Consider the following 19,255-nt stretch of genomic DNA (forward strand, 5'->3'; position numbering starts at 1 on the left):
TCGTCAGTTACGACGAACGCTGATCCGTACGCAGCGCCGTACGCAGCGGGTCGCCTGACGTAAGGCCCGCGGCGGCTTTCAGCGGCTTCGCGATGCGCTTACACTAGGGGCCGCTCGCGACCGGACAGCTGTGCCGGTCGGCGAGCGGCCCTTTTGTCATTGCCACAGCAAGCCACTGCCAATGAGCACGATCCACCTCACCAACGGCGATGTCGCCGCCGAATCACTGCGTGCCGCGCTCCACGACGCAGGCCGCGACGATCGCGTGCACGCGTTGCGGGACGATCTGGCCGTCGGCCCGATGCGTGGCATCGACGACGCACCGGACGTGCGCGCGGACTTCTGGGATCGCGTCAGCGCCGATGCCCGGCGCGATTTCGTGCGGGAATTCCGCGAGCAGGCCGCGGCGCTGGACAATATCGCACGCGGCGAAGCGAATCTGGTGATCTGGCACGGCGAAAGCGCCGCAGATCAATTGACGCTCCGGCGTGTCTGCTATCACCTGCGCAACAGTCCGCAGCGTCTGAACGAGGTGCGTTTGTCGATTCGCGATCTCACCGATCCAGGCGCGTGGGCGCACAGCCGTAAAGATCGCGCGACCTCCGTCGGCATGTTCGCGCCGGACGTGTTGCTCACACGCGTGCCGGACGCCGCGCCGATTTCCGTGCTGCGCATCAGCCGGCTCGCGCTCGAATGGCAGGAAGTGAAACACGCGAACGGCGAGACACGTCGCTGGCACGACAACCTATTCACGAGCGGCAGCTTCGCCGAGCTGGATGCGCTGATTCTCGAGCGCATCAGCCAAGACTGGTGCCCCGCCGCGCACGTCGCCGCCGAGGTGATGACAGCCGAACTCGGGTTTCTGGTCAGCGATAGCATCGTGCTGTGGCGCCTGCGAGAGTTGGCCGCGATCCGGCGCATCAGGTTGCGCGACGACGCCGGCGCATGGCGCACACTGGAGTTGTGCGCAACGTTCGCCCCCTGCCCACACTAATAAAACAATCGAAAAACCGACGACTATGGCCCGCACCCGAGCCCCCGACCACGAAACCCAACGCGAGCAAATCCTCGAACTGGCCGCGGCGAAATTCGCGCAGACCAGCTATCCGAGCACCTCGATGGCCGATCTTGCCGCCGCGAGCGGCACATCGAAAGCGCGCCTGTACCACTACTACGCGAGCAAGGAAGCGATCCTGTTCGACCTGCTGGATCGTTACACGAAGCGGCTGATGCTGATCATCGCCGAGGTGGAAGGGGCGAGCCAGCGGCGCGGACTCAGCGAGCGGGAAACCTTCGCCGAGCTGATCCGGGCGTTTCTGTCCGAGTATGAGACGTCGCACAGCCGGCATGTCGCGCTGCTGAACGACGTCAAATATCTGGTCGACACTCAGCGCGAGGTGATCCTGAACCGCCAGCGCGACGTAGTTGCGGCTTTCGCACGGCAGCTCACGCGCGCCTATCCGCAGCGCGCCACCCGCGAAAACCAGACCGCCCTCACGATGATGGTGTTCGGAATGATCAACTGGACCTTCACCTGGCTCAAGCCAGGCGGCCGGATGGGCTACCGTGAATTTGCCGAACAGGTAGTCGACATGGTCGACCATGGGTTGAATTCGACGCAGGTCGGATGATGCAGTGCAACAACATTCGAAATGGATACGCAGCTGGTCTTGCGAGCAAGCGACATTCTGCCACGACCGTTGCTTCAGTCTTTTTTTGTTATTAAAAATCAATTACTTATAAATTTCTGTGATCGATTTAGGTAATCCATTCGGATTTTTATAGGGTTTTCCCTAGTGATCGATTGTGGTTTCCGCTAAAATTCACTTTTTGCGGCGCACCACGCCGTTCGATCAAAGGAGGACCCCGACCATGAACCCGATGCCCCTGCGCGCTGCCGAGCCGATCGTCCCGCACGATCTCGTGTCGCTGCCAGCCGGTCGAGCACCTGCTCTGGTCCGTGAGCTCACCGCTGTCGACCGCGAGCGGCTGCTGGCCCACTTCCTCGCGCTCGACGAAGACGATCGCCTGTTGCGCTTCGGCCAGATCGTGCCGAACCACGTGATCGAAAACTACGTCCGCGCGATCGACTTCACGCGCGACACCGTTTTCGGCGTGTTCAACAGCAAACTGGAACTGACGGGCGTCGGACACCTCGCCTATCTGCCTGCTGAAGGCGACACGCGCACCGCCGAATTCGGAGTATCGGTGCTGGAAAGCGTTCGTGGCCAAGGCATCGGCTCGAAGCTCTTCGAGCGCGCCGCCATCCGCAGCCGCAATACGCACGTCACCATGCTTTACATGCACTGCCTGTCGCGCAACTCGACAATGATGCACATCGCGAAGAAGGCTGGCATGAAGATCGAATACGCGTATGGCGAAGCCGACGCTTATCTGACGCTGCCGCCGGCCGACCAGTCGAGCATCATCACCGAGATGCTGCAAGAGCAGGCTGCGGTGTTCGACTACGCGCTCAAACGCCAGGCGCGTCGGGCGTCCAAGCTGTTCGAGTCGTTCATGCCGACCGCCGCCACAGCCTGAAAAGCCTGCGCTTCGGCGAAATGACAAAGGGCAGCCTCACGGCTGCCCTTTTTGTTTGCCTGCGATCTGCCAGCTGATCGGCCTTCACGGGATCGGCAGCGCGGTCGTCTCCTTGAACTTTTCCAGCGAGAAGCTCGTTTTCACGTCGATCACTGACGGATGGTGCAGCAACTGTTCCTGCACGAAGCGCGAAAAGTGCGCCATGTCCTCCACCTGAACCCGCAGCAGATAGTCCATCTCACCGGTCATCGCGTGGCACGCGACCACCTCCGGCCATGTCTGAACCGCCGCGCGAAACAGATCGGCATGCGTGGCATCGCCGCGCGGACTGAGGGCCGACCCGCCGCGCTTCTCCAACCGCACATTCACGTAGGCGAGCAGGTCGAGCCCGAGTCGCTGCGGGTCGAGCAGGGCGACGTAGCCACGAATCACGCCACTGTCTTCCAGCCGACGAATCCGCCGCAAACACGGGCTCGGTGACAGATTGACACGCTCGGCAATCTCCTGATTCGACAACCGGCCATTCTCCTGAAGGATCGCCAGAATGCGCCTGTCGATTGCATCGATTTCTACCCGAGCCATGTTCTGCCACCTCTCCCTAAAATTGAGCCAGAAAATAGCGCAAGCGTAGTGGCGCGCGCTTAACTTCGCAAGTTTTCATCACGAGCCGGACTTTACACTTGCGTCATTCGGTCGCGCTCGATCGGCCGCACTCGCGCCGCCGGACAGCGCACATCAGGAGACAGACAGTGAAAGTTTCGACTTGGGACAACCCGCTCGGCACCGACGGCTTTGAATTCATCGAATACACGGCGCCAGACCCGAAGGCGCTCGGCAAGCTGTTCGAACAGATGGGCTTTACCGCCGTCGCGCGGCATCGTCATAAAGACGTGACGCTGTATCGCCAGGGCGAGATCAACTTCATCGTCAATGGCGAACAGGATTCGTTCGCGCAGCGCTTCGCGCGCCTGCACGGCCCGTCGATCTGCGCGATTGCGTTCCGTGTTCAGGACGCGGCCAAGGCCTATAAGCAGGCACTGGAAAAAGGCGCGTGGGGCTTCGACAACAAGACCGGCCCGATGGAGCTGAACATCCCGGCGATCAAAGGTATCGGCGACTCGCTGATCTATTTCGTCGACCGCTGGCGCGGCAAGAACGGCGTCGAGCCGCACACCATCGGCAACATCGACATTTACGATGTCGACTTCGAACCGATTGCCGGTGCGAACCAGAATCCGGTCGGCCACGGCCTGACCTACGTCGATCACCTGACGCACAACGTCCATCGCGGCCGCATGCAGGAGTGGGCCGAGTTCTACGAGCGTCTCTTCAATTTCCGCGAAGTGCGTTACTTCGACATCGAAGGCAAGGTGACGGGCGTGAAGTCGAAGGCGATGACCTCGCCGTGCGGCAAGATCCGGATTCCGATCAACGAGGAAGGATCAGAAACAGCCGGGCAGATTCAGGAATATCTCGACGCGTATCACGGCGAAGGCATTCAACACATTGCCCTAGGCACCAAAGACATTTATCGCACCGTCGACGGTCTGCGCGCCGCGAACATTTCGCTGCTCGATACGATCGACACTTACTACGAACTGGTCGATCGGCGCGTGCCGAATCACGGCGAGCCGCTCGACGAACTGCGCAAGCGCAAGATTCTGATCGACGGCGCACCGGACGACCTGCTGCTGCAGATCTTCACCGAAAACCAGATCGGTCCGATCTTCTTCGAGATCATCCAGCGCAAGGGCAACCAGGGCTTCGGCGAGGGCAACTTCAAGGCGCTGTTCGAATCGATCGAGCTGGATCAGATCCGCCGTGGCGTGGTGCAGGACAAAGCCTGACAACCAGCGGCGCCATGTGGCACAGGAAGACGCCGCCGGAACATCAGAACAGATCTGAACAACAAAAACGAAAAGGGCGGGATCTCACGATCCTCGCCCTTTCCAATGCGCCATTGCCTCAAGCAGGACAATGGACAACGGCCGGTTATCAACCGACGCACCGCATCAGCGGCGCATCACGAATTCTGGCTTTCCTCGGCTGCCTTGATGGCGCGCGTGACGCGGCTCATTGCAATACGTGCCGGCGCAACTTGCGCCGTCCGGCTCACCGCGTTCGAGAGCGCCCCTACGCTGCCCGGATTGGAGCGCACCGATGCGCTCATGGCGAAAAATGCGGCTGAGACCATCAGGAAGGTCTGGATGTTTCTAGCGTTCATGCGTACTCCTTTTCTAACTGCCCTGTTGTCGTGAAGCTCCGCCGAATGCGAAGCGTTGCGCAGACACTGCTCTCAGGTGCCCGGTTAGACAGGAATTTGCACTGCGGTTCCGCGAATTTTTAGCTTTTACAGCTTGTTACAGGCTCAATTGCAGGGCGGTCGGAACGCGCATCGCGCCGGCGAGTCCACCCGCAAACAAGCCGCAGTGCGTCATTTTTCGCGCAATGTGGCGGGTTTCCACCAGTGCTACCATCGCTTAAAAGACGTCAATATGACGGCCCTGGCCAACGCATTCACAAGATGCAACGGCCCAAACGAAAGTTTTGGTGATCCCAAACTTAGTGGAGGAGTACACATAATGAATGCCCCGCTAGACGCAGATCAGCGAGCCTCGCTCGAATCCGCGTTGTCTTCCGTCACGCTCGACGACAAATACACCCTCGAACGCGGCCGCGCGTACATGAGCGGCATCCAGGCGCTGGTGCGTCTGCCGATGCTGCAACAGGAACGCGACCAGGCGGCCGGGCTCAATACCGCCGGCTTCATTTCCGGCTACCGCGGATCGCCACTCGGCGGACTCGACTTGTCCTTGTGGAAAGCGAAACAGCATCTCGCCGCCCATCGGATCGTGTTCCAGCCCGGCGTCAATGAAGACCTCGCGGCGACTGCCGTCTGGGGTTCGCAACAGGTCAATCTGTATCCCAGCGCCAAATACGACGGCGTGTTTTCGATGTGGTACGGCAAGGGTCCAGGTGTCGACCGTTCCGGCGACGTCTTCAAGCACGGCAATTCGGCCGGTTCGTCGCGGCAAGGCGGCGTACTCGTGCTCGCCGGCGACGATCACGCGGCCAAGTCGTCGACGCTCGCGCATCAGTCCGAGCACATCTTCAAAGCATGCGGCCTGCCGGTGCTGTTCCCGTCGAACGTGCAGGAATATCTCGATTTCGGTCTGCACGGCTGGGCAATGAGCCGCTACTCCGGTCTATGGGTGGCGATGAAGTGCGTGACCGATGTGGTCGAGTCGTCCGCTTCGGTGGATATCGATCCGCACCGCACGCAGATCATCCTGCCGGACGACTTCGCAATGCCCGAAGGCGGCCTGAATATCCGCTGGCCCGATCCGCCGCTCGTGCAGGAAGCGCGTCTGCTCGACTACAAGTGGTACGCCGCCCTCGCCTATGTCCGCGCGAACAAGCTGGATCGCGTCGAAATCGATTCGCCACATGCGCGCTTCGGCATCATGACCGGCGGCAAGGCCTACCTCGACGTGCGCCAGGCGCTGACCGACCTCGGTCTCGACGACGAAACCTGTGCGCGCATCGGCATCCGGCTCTATAAGGTCGGCTGCGTCTGGCCGCTCGAAGCACAAGGCGCGCACGCCTTTGCGAGCGGCCTCGACGAAATCCTCGTGGTCGAGGAGAAGCGCCAGATTCTCGAATACGCGATCAAGGAAGAACTGTACAACTGGCCCGATGCGCAGCGTCCACGCGTATTCGGCAAGTTCGACGAGAAGGACGGCGCGGGCGGCGAATGGTCGGTGCCGATGGGCAACTGGCTGTTGCCCGCGCATTACGAACTGTCGCCGGCGATCATCGCCAAGGCGATTGCCACGCGGCTCGACAAGTTCGATCTGCCGTCGGACGTGCGTGCGCGCATCGCCATGCGCATTGCCGTGATCGAAGCGAAGGAAAAGGCGTTGGCGCGCCCGCGCGTGGAAGTCGAGCGCAAGCCGTGGTTCTGCTCGGGTTGCCCGCACAACACGTCGACCAACGTGCCGGAAGGCTCGCGTGCGATGGCCGGCATCGGCTGCCACTACATGACTGTCTGGATGGACCGCAGCACCAGCACCTTCAGCCAGATGGGCGGCGAAGGCGTCGCGTGGATCGGACAGGCGCCGTTCAGCAACGACAAGCACGTGTTCGCCAATCTCGGCGACGGCACCTACTTCCACTCAGGGCTGCTGGCGATTCGCGCGGCAATCGCGTCGAAGGCGAACATCACCTACAAGCTGCTGTACAACGATGCTGTCGCAATGACGGGCGGCCAGCCGGTCGACGGCGTGTTGACGGTGCCGCAGATCACGCACCAGCTCGCCGCCGAAGGCGCGACCAAAATCGTGATCGTCACCGACGAGCCGGAGAAGTATTCGGCCAACGTCGGCCTCGCGCCGGGGGTCGACGTCCACCATCGCGACAAGCTCGACGAGGTGCAACGCGGACTCCGCGAAATTGCCGGCACCACGATCCTGGTCTACGACCAGACCTGCGCGACCGAAAAGCGTCGTCGCAGGAAACGCGGCGCGTATCCGGACCCGGCGCGGCGCGTCGTAATCAACGAGGCCGTGTGCGAAGGCTGCGGCGATTGCTCGGTGAAATCGAATTGCCTGTCGGTCGAACCGCTCGATACCGAGTACGGCACCAAACGCCAGATCAATCAGTCGACCTGCAACAAGGATTATTCGTGCGTGAACGGCTTCTGCCCGAGCTTCGTCTCCGTTGAAGGCGGCCAGCTGCGCAAGCCCAAGGCCGTTTCGGGCGTTGGCGGCGATGCGATGCCGCCGGTGCCGGAACCGGAACTGCCGTCGATCGACCGTCCTTACGGCGTGCTGGTGACCGGCGTCGGCGGCACGGGCGTGGTGACGATCGGCGCGCTGCTCGGCATGGCCGCGCATCTCGAGAACAAGGGCGTCACGGTGCTCGACGTCACCGGCCTCGCGCAGAAAGGCGGCGCCGTGATGAGCCATGTGCAGATCGCGACGAAACCGGCCGACATCCACGCGACCCGTATCGCGATGGGCGAAGCGAGCCTCGTGATCGGCTGCGATGCGATCGTCACCGCCAGCGACGAATGCGTGTCACGGATGCAGGCGGGCCATACACGTGTCGTGCTGAACAGCGCGCACACGCCGACCGCGGAACTCATCAAGAATCCGAACTGGCGCTTTCCGGGCACCAGCACGGAGGCGGACGTGCGCGCCGGTGCAGGCGACAACAATGTCGATACGGTCGATGCCAATCACTTCGCCGTTGCGCTGCTCGGTGATGCGATCTACACGAATCCGTTCGTGCTTGGCTACGCGTGGCAACGCGGCTGGGTGCCGCTGACGTATCAGTCGCTGATACGCGCGATCGAACTGAACAACGTGCAGGTCGAGAAGAACCGGGCGGCATTCGAATGGGGCCGTCGTGCGGCGCACGATCCGGCTGCGGTGCGCAAGCTCGCGCAATCGCAGGGACGCGATGCCGCGCTGGACTCGGCGAGCGGCAAGATCATTGCGTTGCACACGCCGAAGGCGCTCGACGCACTGATCGACAAACGCGCCGACTACCTCGCAGCGTGGCAAAACCGCGCGTATGCGGACCACTATCGTACGCTGGTGTCGCAGGTGCGCACGGCTGAGTCGGCGCTCGATTCGATCGACGGCCGGTTGCCGCTCACCGAAGCGGTCGCGAAGAATCTGCACAAGCTGATGGCGTACAAGGACGAGTACGAAGTCGCGCGTCTGTACAGCGACCCGGCGTTCATCGAAAAGCTGAAAGCGGATTTCGAAGGCGACTGGAAGGTGCATGTTCATCTCGCGCCGCCGACGTTTTCGAAAAAGGACGCGCAGGGTCATCTGGTGAAAAAGAAGTACGGACCCTGGGTCTTCCAGGCGATGCACGTGCTGGCCAAGTTCAAGTTCCTGCGAGGCACCGCGTTCGATGTCTTTGGCAAAACCGCGGAGCGTCGCACCGAACGGGCGCTGATCGTCGAATATGAAGGGCTGGTGCGCGAACTGATCGACGGACTGACCGCGCAGAAACGCGAGCTGGCAATCGAACTGGCGAATCTGCCAGACGGTATCCGCGGTTATGGCCACGTGAAGGAAAACAACCTGAAGGGCGTGCGGATCAAGTGGAACGAGTTGCTGACGCGCTGGCGCTCGCCGGAGGCGGGCAAGACGCAACACGTGGCATGAGCATGTGCGTGGCTGTCTGCGTGAACATCAGCGTGAACATGAGCCGGCTGAATTGACCGGCCCACCAGTAGGCAATTGAAAAAGCGGCAATCCTCCCGGACTGCCGCTTTTTTCTCGCTATAAAAAAACGCCACGGAATCAGCTTCCGTGGCGTTCCAGTCGGATTGCCGCGGACGCCGTACAGCAGCGCCGCATCAACCTCGGCCCATCCTCATCAGTTCGCGTTCACCGACTTGCGCGCGTTCGCCGAAGCCACCGCCGTCATGTTGATGATCCGGCGCACGGTCGCCGCCGGCGTCAGGACGTGGACCGGATTTTCCGCGCCCAGCAGGAACGGGCCGACCGTCACGCCTTCGCCGCCGACCATCTTCAGCAGGTTGTACGCGATGTTCGCCGCTTCGACGTTCGGCATGATCAGCAGGTTTGCTTCACCGGTCAGCGTCGTGCCCGGGAACGCCGCCTTGCGGACCACCTCGGACAATGCCGCGTCGCCGTGCATCTCACCGTCGATTTCAAGCGTCGGCGCACGTTCGGCAATCAGCTTGCGAGCCGCGGCCATGCGTTGCGACGACGACGACGGTGCGCTGCCGAAATTCGAGTTCGACAGCAGAGCCACCTTCGGCGTGATGCCGAACTTCTCGATTTCCCGCGCAGCCAGCATCGTCATGTCGGCGAGCTGCTCGGCGGTCGGCGTTTCGTTCACGTACGTATCGCAGATGAACAGATTGCGGCCCGGCAGCATCAGCAGATTCATCGCAGCGAAGTTCTGCACGTTGTCCGCCTTGCCCAGCACCTGCTCGATGAAGTTCAGATGCGTGTGGTACTGGCCGATCATCCCGCAGATCATGCCGTCGGCTTCACCGAGGCGCACGAGGATTGCGCCGATCAGCGTGTTGAACTTGCGCATCGCGGCCTTCGCGACATCGGGCGTGACGCCCTGGCGCGCGCCGAGTTCGTGATACGCCTGCCAGCATTGGTGGTAGCGCGGATCGTCTTCCGGATCGACGATCTCGAAGTCTTCACCGCACTTGAGCTTCGAGCCCATTTTCTTCAGGCGCATCTCGATCACCGACGGACGGCCGACCAGAATCGGCTTGGCGATCTTTTCCAGCAGCACGAATTGCGCGGCGCGCAGCACGCGCTCGTCTTCACCTTCGGCGAACACGATGCGCGCCGGCTCGGACTTCGCCGCGGCGAACACCGGGCGCATCACCATGCCCGTGCGATACACCGTCGTGCCGAGTTCTTCGCGGTACGCGTCCATGTCCTTGATCGGACGGGTCGCGACGCCCGAATCCATCGCCGCTTGCGCGACGGCCGGCGCGATCTTGATGATCAGGCGCGGATCGAACGGCTTCGGAATCAGGTATTCGGGGCCGAATTCCAGCGAGTGGCCTTCGTACGCCTTCGCGACTTCATCGCCCTGATCGGTTTCTTCGGCCAGTTCGGCAATCGCGCGCACGCACGCGAGCTTCATTTCTTCCGTGATCGTGGTCGCGCCGACATCCAGCGCGCCGCGGAAAATGAACGGGAAGCACAGCACGTTGTTGACCTGGTTCGGGTAGTCCGAACGGCCCGTCGCGATGATGCAGTCCGGGCGGACCTTGCGCGCTTCCTCCGGGCGGATTTCCGGCTCGGGGTTGGCGAGCGCGAGAATCAGCGGCTGGGTGCCCATCTCCGCGACCATCTCCGGCTTCAGCACGCCTGCGCTCGAGCAGCCGAGGAACACGTCGGCGCCGCGAATCGCGTCGGCCAGCGTGCGCGCTTGCGTGTTCGCCGCGTAACGCTCCTTCGACGGATCGAGGTTGCCGCGGCCTTCGTAGATCACGCCCTTCGAATCAGTGACGAGGATGTTCTGCTTCGACAGGCCCAGATTCACCAGCAGATCCAGACACGCGATCGCCGCGGCGCCCGCGCCGGAACACACCAGCTTCACTTCGTCGAGCTTCTTGCCGACCACTTTCAGGCCGTTCAGGATCGCCGCCGACGCGATGATCGCGGTGCCGTGCTGATCGTCGTGGAAGACCGGAATCTTCATGCGCTCACGCAGCTTCTTCTCGATGTAGAAGCACTCGGGCGCCTTGATGTCTTCGAGGTTGATGCCGCCCAGCGTGGGTTCGAGCATCGCAATCGCTTCGACCAGCTTGTCCGGATCGGATTCGGACAGTTCGATGTCGAACACGTCGATGCCGGCGAATTTCTTGAACAGACACCCCTTGCCTTCCATCACCGGCTTCGCGGCGAGCGGACCGATGTTGCCGAGGCCGAGCACGGCCGTGCCGTTGGTGATCACGCCGACCAGATTGCCGCGCGACGTGTACTTCTGCGCGTCGAGCGGCTCGTCGTAGATCGCCATACAGGCCGCGGCGACGCCCGGCGAATAGGCAAGCGACAGGTCGAGCTGATTCGACAGCGGCTTGGTGGGCGTGACCGAAATCTTGCCAGGTTTCGGATTCTGGTGGTATGCGAGAGCGCTTTGCTTAAGTTGTTCGTCCATTTTTGGCCTGCGAGACGTAAGAAATTGGGCCCAACACACCGCACTGCTGGCGTCGCCGGCATCTATCGAATGGATCATCGAACGAAGCGGTTTTCGCATGCACCGGTCAGGTGCTGCGCGATACCTCGACGAAGGACAGAACCGTGCGGAGTGCTTCGCGGGTCGATTAGTGTACACCCCGCGTATGACGATGCACTGAGTGGTTACCACGGCCCACCATCGGCGCAACGGTGGCGGGCGATGCTGTAATGCCGAATCCGGCAGGCATGTTGCCGGCCGTCGTGATTCGGGCACCGGTCGGTCATGAGTTGGCCACGAGCCGCCGATCCGCCGCTAATCCGCCGCCCACGCACGGCACGTGCCGCGCCAGGCTCGCCCGGCACAGCCCGCTCAGCCCGGCCACGATGGCCGCCGTTGCCGATAGCCGGGCACGACGGCCTCCTCGGAAGGGTCCAATTCAGGTAAAATGTCGGCCCACGCGCGCAGCAAAAACCGGCCCGCACTCCACTGACCGGCAGCGTATCCCGCCCGGCATGGCGCGGCCACCTCGCTTGCTGCGCCATCGGGCCCCGCGCCCGCTTCTCCCCGCTCATACCGAAGGATCCGCCCATGACAGGCTTCGATCGCCAGACGATCTCCGACACGACCGCCAAAATGCTGCTGGAAGTGCAGGCAGTGCACTTCAACGCGGAGAAACCGTACATTTTCACGTCCGGCTGGGCGAGCCCCGTTTATATCGACTGCCGCAAGCTGATCTCGTATCCGCGCGTGCGCCGTGGTCTGATGGAAATGGCCGAGACCACCATCCTGCGCGACGTCGGCTACGAGCAGATCGACGCCGTGGCCGGTGGCGAAACCGCTGGCATTCCGTTCGCGGCATGGCTGTCCGACCGCCTGATGGTGCCGATGCAATACGTGCGCAAGAAGCCCAAGGGTTTCGGCCGTAACGCGCAGATCGAAGGTCTGCTGACCGAAGGTCAACGCGTGTTGCTGGTCGAAGACCTGACCACCGACAGCCGCAGCAAGATCAACTTCATCAACGCGCTGCGCACGGCCGGCGCCACGGTGAACCACTGCTTCGTGCTGTTCCACTACAACATCTTCAAGGAAAGCGTGTCGGTGCTGAAAGACATCGACGTCGACCTGCATGCGCTTGCCACGTGGTGGGACGTGCTGCGCGTCGCGAAGGAAAACAAGTACTTCGACACCAGGACGCTCGAGGAAGTGGAAAAATTCCTGCACGCGCCGGCCGAATGGTCGGCCGCGCACGGCGGCGCAACCTCGACGCCGCAGTAAGCGCATCCGCTTTTAGCGGATTGAATTAAAGAAGCCGCCTGTTCGTAAGACAGGCGGCTTTTTTTGCGCGGCGAAGACAGGCGCGACGTCAGGACACGCCCCCCATATCTGCCGACGAATGCGACGACAGATTCAGCAGGCCATTGCTCTGCGCATACTGGAACAATTCGGAATCGCGATCGATGCCGAGCTTGCGCATCGCAGTGTTCTTCTGCGTGCTGATCGTCTTGATGCTGCGGTTGAGCTGCTCGGAGATTTCCTTGATCGTCATGCCCGACACGAATAGCCGCACGACCTCCAGCTCGCGCCGGGACAACATCACTTCATCACCCTTGCCACCGGAATTCATGCGCAGCGCATCAAGCGATGCTTTGACCGACGGGCTCATGTATTCGATGCGGCGGCTGACGTGTTGCACCGCGAGGCCAATGTGGCTCAGATCGTCCGATTTATTGACGACCGACGTCACGCCCAGCTCGCTCAGCCGCTTGAGCAACGCGACGTTCTCCAGCATGGTGAGCACGACGATGGGAAGCGTCGGGAAGTTGCGGCGCAGATAGCCGATCAGCTGCAACCCGTCGCCGTATTGACCGCCCGGCATGGCCAGGTCCGTGACGAGCACGTCGCAGGCGGTGGTTTGCAACATCTTGACCAGTTCAGTCGACTGCCGCGCGCGCCCCACGACCTGAAGACCGGGAAACTTGAGCAGCGCGTGTTCGGCGCCGAACAGAATCACCGGATGGTCGTCGGCCACCACGACTCTGAGCGGATCTGGCAGCGCCCTCTTCCCGATTGATAAACCACTCCCCACAACTTCCACCATGTTTTTCCGTGCCGGGTACGCAAACGAACGGGAACGCGGCCCAAGGTCGCGCGGACAATTCCTCTGACTATAGCCGATTTCCCATCCGCAAATCCCGGAGCACAGCAACAATGATGCATTGCAGACCTGATGTTAGACTTGATTCGACCTTGGGGCGCCGTTAAGGACAACAACCATCGCGAGGACTACCGCCTCGCGCCCTGACAGGAGAAACAGCGGATGCGATCGCGTTGCCTGGTTGTTTCGCTTGCTTCACTGTGGTATCGTCAATCGTTCTTCACGTACGCGATGGTGGGCTTCGCGCTATTCACGACGCATAACTCGCACGCGCTCGCCGAGGGAACGTTCACGCTGACCAGCGCGAGTTTCCGGGCGGGCGACACGGTGGATGCCGCGCAAGTTTTCAATCAGGACGACTGCAAAGGTGGCAATCGTTCGCCGCAATTGACATGGCGCGACGCGCCGCCCGGTACGCGCAGCTTCGCCGTTACCATGTTCGATCAGGATGCGCCCGGCCGCGGCTGGTGGCATTGGGCGGTCATCGGCATTCCGGCGAAGGTCGACAGCTTGCCGGAGAACGCGAGTTCGTCGGGTTTCCTGAAGAAACTCGGTGCGGCTGAAGCGCGCAACGACTTCGATACGGATGGCTACGGCGGGCCCTGTCCGCCGCCGGGCAAACCGCATCGTTACATCATCACCGTTTATGCATTGAGCACCGCCGACCTGCGCCTCGCGCAAGGGCGGCCCGCGCTGATGTTCGATCACGAGATCAGCACCACCGCTCTCGGCAGCGCACGGATCGTCGTCAATTATGGGCGGTAGCGTGGTTCGCGGACTCGTGTCTGATTTACAACGCATTTGCGCAATAACGCGGCTTGGCGCGCACATTGCGTCGCCTCGCCGCCATTCACCGAAGGGCTGTCATCCACGCACGCTAACGTGCGGCTGAGCGGCATGCTGCATGCGCAATGAACTGAACTAAGTCGGCGGCTTTACCGGGCTGCTCACGCAGTCCCCGGCCGATGCATCGCCCGAGGAAGCGCCGCCGGCAGGCGATCTGGAAACGGCCCGGCTGTTCGGCGCGCGTGTCGCCGGCGTCACGGCGCGATGGATCGCCGCGCGGCTAGCGCACCGGTTTGTCGCGAACAGGGCGTCATCGGCTTGCATCAGCTACGCAACAGGTCACGCCGATGTCACTTTCAGCGCGCATCGTCGTTTTTTCGCGGCGTTTTGCACCTGCTCGGCGATGAGGTCTTAAAATAACGTTCCGGCGCGGCCTCGCGCCCCGTTTCCAGCAAGCGAGTGAGATCGAGATGAGCACGAAAGTTTTTGTCGACGGACAGGAAGGCACCACCGGCCTGAAGATTTTTGAATACCTGTCGCAACGCGCCGACGTGGAAATCCTGCGTATCGAAGAAGCGAAACGCAAAGATCTCGAAGAGCGCCGTCGTCTGATCAATGCGTCGGATGTCACGTTCCTGTGCCTGCCTGACGTCGCGTCGCGCGAATCCGCTTCGCTGGTGAACAATGATCGCACCGTGCTGATCGACGCGAGCACCGCGTTCCGCACCTCCCCCGACTGGGCTTATGGCCTGCCCGAGCTGGCCCGTTCACAGCGCGAGCGCCTGCGCACGGCCAAACGCATCGCCGTGCCGGGCTGCCACGCGTCGGCTTTCGTGCTGGCCATGCGTCCGCTCGTGGAAGCCGGCGTGGTGGCACCCGACTTCGCCGCGCACGCCTACTCGATCACCGGTTACAGCGGCGGCGGCAAGAAAATGATTGCCGACTACGAAGCCGGCGGCAAAGACACGCTCAAGAGCCCGCGTCCTTATGCGCTCGGTCTCACGCATAAGCATCTGCCGGAAATGGCGGCGCACACGGGCCTGAACTCCGCACCGGTCTTTACGCCGATCGTCGGCGACTTCTACAAGGGTCTCGCGGTCACCGCTTTCTTCTCGCCGAACCAGTTGGCCAAGAAGGCCACACCGCAAGACGTGCAAGCGCTGTTCGCCGAGTATTACGCGGGCGAGGCCTTCGTGCGCGTCGCGCCGTTCGACGCCGAAGCGAATCTGGACAGCGGCTTTTTCGACGTCCAGGCGAACAACGACACCAACCGCATCGACCTGTTCGTGTTCGGCAACGAAGAGCGCTTCGTCACGGTTGCGCGTCTGGACAATCTGGGCAAGGGCGCTTCGGGCGCGGCGATCCAATGCATGAACCTCGCGATCGGAGCGGACGAGGAAGCAGGTTTGAAGCGCTAAATCGAAGCAGGATACCGACGGCAATTCGCCGTCAATCCAACGAAAAGCCGGCGACCCACGCGAGGGGTCAGCCGGCTTTAGTTTTTTTGGCCAGGCGCTGGCATAAGCGACGCCGGAAAATTCAGGGCAAAAAAAAGCCCGCCTAGGTGGGCGGGCTGAATCCATATCAGAGGAGACATGGAGGAGACAAGACGAACTATAACAAATGATTTGGTGCGTCGCAACATGCAAATTAGGGTTGACCCGCAATGTCGTTAAAATACAACAAATCACCGCGACCTGTCTCCCCACTCAACCGTGCGCTACCGGTCTGATCAAGCGATTAGTGGCGCACCAGCGCCATCATCGCGCCGAAGCCGACAAACACGCCTCCCGTCAGACGATTGAACATCCGCGCGACGCTGCGGCTCTTCAACGTGGCACCGATGCGCGTGCCGAAACCCGCGTAGACCAGGTACCAGCTCACCTCGATCGCGGCGAAGCTGGCGACGAGCACGCCGAACTGCGGCAGCTTGGGCTGCGTGGCGTCAATGAATTGCGGCAACAGCGCGGCCGCGAACAGGATTGCCTTCGGATTGCTGCCGGCTACCAGAAAGCCGTTGCGAAACAGCGCGAAACGCGAGCGCACGGGTCTGGCGGCCAGTTCATCGACGTTGTCGGCGGTGGCCTCGTCAACCGGCGAGCGCCATGCCTTGATGCCCAGATAGACGAGATAGGCCGCGCCAATCATGCGCAGCGCGTTGAACATGGTCGGCCAGCCCGCCAGAAACACGCCAAGCCCTGCCGCCGACACCGCCAGCATCAGCACCAGCGCCGACAGGCAGCCCGCCATGGTGGCGCTCGAGCGGCGCAGCCCGTGCTGGGCGCCGTGTGTCATCACGAGCAGCATGTTCGGACCTGGAATCGCGGAAACGACGAAGACCGTGGCTACGAACAGCCACCAGGTATGCAGAGTCATTGGAATCGAGGCGGATAGGAATCGGACAGCTATTATGCCCGCCCGCGCGGCTTTACGGCGCGACGCGCGGCGTGACCATGGCGTCGCGCGGGGCAGCGACGCCGAACCGGTTGGGATGCGGTTGCGACGCGTGAGCGGGTTCACCGCCGTTGGCCGGCGCGTTGGAAGCGCAACGAGAAGGCATCGCAAGCTGGCGACCCGGCGACCCGGCAATCGGGCAACCTGGCAACCGAGCGACCTGGCGACTTCGCAACTTCGCCGACCTAGTCCCCCAGCACCCTCCCAGCAGCAAGCAGTGCGGCACACACTCGACCGCCGACCTTCAACCTGCGCGATCTTTTCGCCGCTCAACGCCCAGCGCGCCGCGCGGCTACCTGCCCCAGCACCGCGAAATCCTTCTCACCGTCGCCCTGAGCGACCGCTTCGATCAGACTGTCGCGCACCACACTCGCGATCGGCATCGGCGTCGTTACCGAGTCGGCCGCCGCCAGCGCGAGGCGCAGATCCTTCAGGCCGAGACGCGCCTTGAACTTCGCCGGCTCGAACTGCTGCTCCGCAATCATCTTGCCGTAGCCCGAATAGACCGGCCCCGGGAACAGACCACTCGTGATGACGTCGAGAAAATCCTGCATGGCGAGGCCATGACCGGTTACCAGCGCGGCCGCTTCGCCGAGCGTCTCGACGGCCGCGCCCAGCATGAAATTCGCGGCGAGCTTCATCACGTTCGCCTGCTGCGGCAGCGACCCGATACGCCAGGTCTTCTGGCCGATCGCGTCGAAAATCGGCTGAACCCGGTCGATCGACTCGGCCGGCCCGCCAGCGACAATCGTCAGCTTGCCCGCGGCCGCCACGTCGGGCCGACCCATCACCGGCGCGGACACGTAGTGGACGCCGCGCGACGCGTGCGCGCTCGCCAGTTCCTCGGCCAGCACCACCGAGATCGTCGCCATGTTCACGTGGATCAGGCCGCGCGCAGCATGCTCCAGCAGCGGCGCGGTGATGACCTCGCGCAATGCCGTATCGTCGGCGAGCATCGAAAACACGGCGTCGCCTGCAAACGCTTCGGCCGGCGTCGCCACGACCCGCGCGCCGAGCTCGGCGAGCACTTGCGCCCGCTCCGGCGAGCGATTCCATACGCGCACCTGATGCCCGGCTTTCAGAATGTTTGCCACCATCGCGGCGCCCATCTCGCCGAGACCGATAAAACCGATGTCCATCTGTCGCTCCGTGAACTAAAGAAGTGGAAGTAGAGCACACCCGTGCGAGGTCTGCAGTACAGCACGCGACAAAGCACGATACGATACTGCTGCGATGATCACGGCGACATTCCGCTTCTACGAGGAGCTGAACGATTTTCTCGCCCGGCCGCAGCGCCGGCGCGCGTTCAGTTGCGCCTGTCCGCCCGGCGCGACCGCGAAACATATGATCGAAGCGCTCGGCGTGCCGCATACCGAGGTCGAACTGATTCTGGTGAATGGCGAGTCGGTCAGTTTCAATCGGCCGTTGGCGAACGGCGATCGCGTCGCCGTTTATCCGAAGTTTGAAGCGCTCGACATTCAGCCGCTGCTGCGCGTGCGCGAACGGCCGCTGCGCGTGATGCGTTTCATCGCCGACGCGCATCTCGGTGGCCTCGCGCCACTGCTGCGCCTGGCAGGTTTCGACACGCTGTACGACAACCACTACCCCGACGCCGATATCGAAGCGCTCGCCGTTGCGCAACAGCGCATCGTGCTGACACGCGACCGCGAGTTGTTGAAACGTCGCAGCATCACCCATGGCTGCTACATCCGTGCGCTGCGGCCGCGCGAACAATTGCGCGAAGTGTTCGAACGCCTCGACCTGGCGGGCAGCGCGCAACCGTTCCGCCTATGCCTGATGTGCAATGCGCCGCTGCGACGGATCGCCAAGGAAGAGGTCGGCACGCGCGCGCCGGATGGCGTCCTGCAGCGGCACAACCTGTTCGTCACCTGTGATGTATGCCAGCGCGTATTCTGGGAAGGCTCGCACTGGCGAAGAATGCGCGCATTGATGGACAGCATGGCCGCCGCGCCGGACCAGTCCGGCTGAGTCGGCGCTTGGGCTTTGCGTCAGCCGTTGACGCCGATTCCGGTTCCACGCGCATGAAGCGCGTTTAGGGGCGTTGGGCGCGTTGGGCGTGTTGGCCGCGTCGGGCGCCTTCGCCGCGTTGGCGCTCCACCCGATCGCCGCCGCTCGCGCAGCGCGCGGCGCGGTGCGTACAATGCGGGATTACTTATCTGGCAGAGGCCTTCCGTATGGCGATGAAAAAAACCGACCTTGAAAAGAACAAGGCACTCAAGCTGAACAATGCGATGAAACAGGCAAGCGCCAGCCGCTTCGGCAAAGCCGCTGCGGCCGACGCCAAGGTGGATCGCCGGGAGCAGCGCAAGCTTGATCAGGCGCAGGGCCTCGTGGCATTCGCGTGCAAGCTGAACGGCGAGTTGGTGGAGGAACTGAAGACGCGCGCAGCCACCCACCCCGAAGGGATGACCGGACTGCTGAACGAGGTCATCAAGCGCGGTCTCGCAGGCTGATTCGCGAAGCCGCCGTCCACGTAAAAAGGCCAGAGCATGTGCTCTGGCCTCAGACTGCTGACGAACCCCACGTTTTTCGGAGCGTGGGGTTTTGTTTTTTCAGGCGATGCGAGAACGGCCGTGAAGCGTGCGACTTGAGACGATG

16 protein-coding genes and 1 pseudogene are annotated in these 19,255 nt (G+C 62.4%); 11 read left to right on the top strand and 6 right to left on the bottom strand.

Annotation, left to right across the window (positions count from 1 at the left end; genetic code table 11):
- Positions 1–181: 181 nt before the first annotated feature.
- The 3 genes from BN2475_RS31020 (at position 182) to BN2475_RS31030 (ending at position 2,541) form a co-directional block, all read left to right on the top strand.
- On the top strand, positions 182–994 hold the full coding sequence (locus tag BN2475_RS31020) for a DUF1835 domain-containing protein (RefSeq protein ID WP_094783201.1): 813 nt from the start codon (positions 182–184) through the stop codon (positions 992–994).
- Between the two features lie 25 nt (positions 995–1,019).
- Positions 1,020–1,631, top strand: coding sequence for a TetR/AcrR family transcriptional regulator (locus tag BN2475_RS31025; protein WP_094783202.1), 612 nt, complete (start codon positions 1,020–1,022; stop codon positions 1,629–1,631).
- A 241-nt stretch (positions 1,632–1,872) separates the two neighbouring features.
- Complete coding sequence (locus tag BN2475_RS31030) at positions 1,873–2,541, top strand: GNAT family N-acetyltransferase (protein ID WP_094783203.1); 669 nt, start codon at positions 1,873–1,875, stop codon at positions 2,539–2,541.
- Positions 2,542–2,625: 84 nt separating this feature from the next.
- Here the strand turns inward: BN2475_RS31030 and BN2475_RS31035 are convergent, their stop codons facing one another.
- Positions 2,626–3,123: an Lrp/AsnC family transcriptional regulator gene (locus tag BN2475_RS31035; protein WP_094783204.1), complete on the bottom strand. Its 498-nt coding sequence runs from the start codon at positions 3,121–3,123 to the stop codon at positions 2,626–2,628.
- Between the two features lie 167 nt (positions 3,124–3,290).
- Here BN2475_RS31035 and hppD point away from each other — a divergent pair, with 167 nt between their 5' ends.
- Complete coding sequence (gene hppD / locus BN2475_RS31040; RefSeq protein ID WP_094783215.1) at positions 3,291–4,388, top strand: 4-hydroxyphenylpyruvate dioxygenase; 1,098 nt, start codon at positions 3,291–3,293, stop codon at positions 4,386–4,388.
- A 176-nt stretch (positions 4,389–4,564) separates the two neighbouring features.
- Here the strand turns inward: hppD and BN2475_RS31045 are convergent, their stop codons facing one another.
- Complete coding sequence (locus tag BN2475_RS31045; protein ID WP_094783205.1) at positions 4,565–4,765, bottom strand: hypothetical protein; 201 nt, start codon at positions 4,763–4,765, stop codon at positions 4,565–4,567.
- Positions 4,766–5,123: 358 nt separating this feature from the next.
- On the opposite strand from BN2475_RS31045, the gene BN2475_RS31050 reads away from it, so the two are divergent.
- Positions 5,124–8,723, top strand: coding sequence for an indolepyruvate ferredoxin oxidoreductase family protein (locus tag BN2475_RS31050; RefSeq protein WP_094783206.1), 3,600 nt, complete (start codon positions 5,124–5,126; stop codon positions 8,721–8,723).
- 214 nt (positions 8,724–8,937) lie between these two features.
- On the opposite strand, the gene BN2475_RS31055 is transcribed toward BN2475_RS31050, so the two are convergent.
- Complete coding sequence (locus BN2475_RS31055; RefSeq protein WP_094783207.1) at positions 8,938–11,220, bottom strand: NADP-dependent malic enzyme; 2,283 nt, start codon at positions 11,218–11,220, stop codon at positions 8,938–8,940.
- Between the two features lie 609 nt (positions 11,221–11,829).
- Here BN2475_RS31055 and BN2475_RS31065 point away from each other — a divergent pair.
- Positions 11,830–12,516, top strand: coding sequence for an orotate phosphoribosyltransferase (locus BN2475_RS31065; RefSeq protein WP_094783208.1), 687 nt, complete (start codon positions 11,830–11,832; stop codon positions 12,514–12,516).
- Between the two features lie 88 nt (positions 12,517–12,604).
- On the opposite strand, the gene BN2475_RS31070 is transcribed toward BN2475_RS31065, so the two are convergent.
- Positions 12,605–13,339, bottom strand: coding sequence for a response regulator (locus tag BN2475_RS31070; protein WP_425435586.1), 735 nt, complete (start codon positions 13,337–13,339; stop codon positions 12,605–12,607).
- Between the two features lie 288 nt (positions 13,340–13,627).
- On the opposite strand from BN2475_RS31070, the gene BN2475_RS31075 reads away from it, so the two are divergent.
- From BN2475_RS31075 to argC, 3 genes and pseudogenes are all read left to right on the top strand, one after another.
- The gene (locus BN2475_RS31075) at positions 13,628–14,161 is read left to right on the top strand and encodes a YbhB/YbcL family Raf kinase inhibitor-like protein (RefSeq protein ID WP_425435587.1); all 534 of its coding nucleotides are present in this window, start codon (positions 13,628–13,630) and stop codon (positions 14,159–14,161) included.
- Positions 14,162–14,321: 160 nt separating this feature from the next.
- Positions 14,322–14,459: pseudogene (locus BN2475_RS35985) on the top strand (NADPH-dependent FMN reductase); the annotation flags it as partial.
- A gap of 193 nt (positions 14,460–14,652) precedes the next feature.
- Entirely contained in the window at positions 14,653–15,600 is a 948-nt protein-coding gene (argC, locus tag BN2475_RS31085) for an N-acetyl-gamma-glutamyl-phosphate reductase (protein ID WP_094783210.1), read from the top strand.
- Positions 15,601–15,922: 322 nt separating this feature from the next.
- Here argC and BN2475_RS31090 read toward each other — a convergent pair whose 3' ends face one another.
- Together BN2475_RS31090 and BN2475_RS31095 are read right to left on the bottom strand one after the other, a co-directional pair.
- Positions 15,923–16,558 (bottom strand): LysE family translocator, encoded by a 636-nt coding sequence (locus tag BN2475_RS31090; RefSeq protein WP_094783211.1) that lies wholly within the window; start codon positions 16,556–16,558, stop codon positions 15,923–15,925.
- Positions 16,559–16,905: 347 nt separating this feature from the next.
- Positions 16,906–17,775: an NAD(P)-dependent oxidoreductase gene (locus BN2475_RS31095; RefSeq protein WP_094783212.1), complete on the bottom strand. Its 870-nt coding sequence runs from the start codon at positions 17,773–17,775 to the stop codon at positions 16,906–16,908.
- Between the two features lie 94 nt (positions 17,776–17,869).
- On the opposite strand from BN2475_RS31095, the gene BN2475_RS31100 reads away from it, so the two are divergent.
- Positions 17,870–18,625: a Mut7-C RNAse domain-containing protein gene (locus BN2475_RS31100; RefSeq protein WP_094783213.1), complete on the top strand. Its 756-nt coding sequence runs from the start codon at positions 17,870–17,872 to the stop codon at positions 18,623–18,625.
- A gap of 206 nt (positions 18,626–18,831) precedes the next feature.
- Positions 18,832–19,110: a hypothetical protein gene (locus BN2475_RS31105; protein ID WP_094783214.1), complete on the top strand. Its 279-nt coding sequence runs from the start codon at positions 18,832–18,834 to the stop codon at positions 19,108–19,110.
- Positions 19,111–19,255: the final 145 nt, after the last annotated feature.

Origin of the sequence: Paraburkholderia ribeironis, assembly GCF_900019265.1 — a bacterium.
Lineage (GTDB): Bacteria > Pseudomonadota > Gammaproteobacteria > Burkholderiales > Burkholderiaceae > Paraburkholderia > Paraburkholderia ribeironis.

Coding starts and splice junctions, on each gene's coding strand:
- BN2475_RS31070 (WP_425435586.1), bottom strand. CDS start 13,339: ATGGTGGAAGTTGTGGGGAGTGGTTTATCAATCGGGAAGAGGGCGCTG.
- BN2475_RS31035 (WP_094783204.1), bottom strand. CDS start 3,123: ATGGCTCGGGTAGAAATCGATGCAATCGACAGGCGCATTCTGGCGATC.
- BN2475_RS31025 (WP_094783202.1), top strand. CDS start 1,020: ATGGCCCGCACCCGAGCCCCCGACCACGAAACCCAACGCGAGCAAATC.
- BN2475_RS31065 (WP_094783208.1), top strand. CDS start 11,830: ATGACAGGCTTCGATCGCCAGACGATCTCCGACACGACCGCCAAAATG.
- BN2475_RS31105 (WP_094783214.1), top strand. CDS start 18,832: ATGGCGATGAAAAAAACCGACCTTGAAAAGAACAAGGCACTCAAGCTG.
- BN2475_RS31045 (WP_094783205.1), bottom strand. CDS start 4,765: ATGAACGCTAGAAACATCCAGACCTTCCTGATGGTCTCAGCCGCATTT.
- BN2475_RS31030 (WP_094783203.1), top strand. CDS start 1,873: ATGAACCCGATGCCCCTGCGCGCTGCCGAGCCGATCGTCCCGCACGAT.
- BN2475_RS31050 (WP_094783206.1), top strand. CDS start 5,124: ATGAATGCCCCGCTAGACGCAGATCAGCGAGCCTCGCTCGAATCCGCG.
- BN2475_RS31055 (WP_094783207.1), bottom strand. CDS start 11,220: ATGGACGAACAACTTAAGCAAAGCGCTCTCGCATACCACCAGAATCCG.
- BN2475_RS31095 (WP_094783212.1), bottom strand. CDS start 17,775: ATGGACATCGGTTTTATCGGTCTCGGCGAGATGGGCGCCGCGATGGTG.
- BN2475_RS31100 (WP_094783213.1), top strand. CDS start 17,870: ATGATCACGGCGACATTCCGCTTCTACGAGGAGCTGAACGATTTTCTC.
- argC (WP_094783210.1), top strand. CDS start 14,653: ATGAGCACGAAAGTTTTTGTCGACGGACAGGAAGGCACCACCGGCCTG.
- BN2475_RS31020 (WP_094783201.1), top strand. CDS start 182: ATGAGCACGATCCACCTCACCAACGGCGATGTCGCCGCCGAATCACTG.
- BN2475_RS31075 (WP_425435587.1), top strand. CDS start 13,628: ATGGTGGGCTTCGCGCTATTCACGACGCATAACTCGCACGCGCTCGCC.
- BN2475_RS31090 (WP_094783211.1), bottom strand. CDS start 16,558: ATGACTCTGCATACCTGGTGGCTGTTCGTAGCCACGGTCTTCGTCGTT.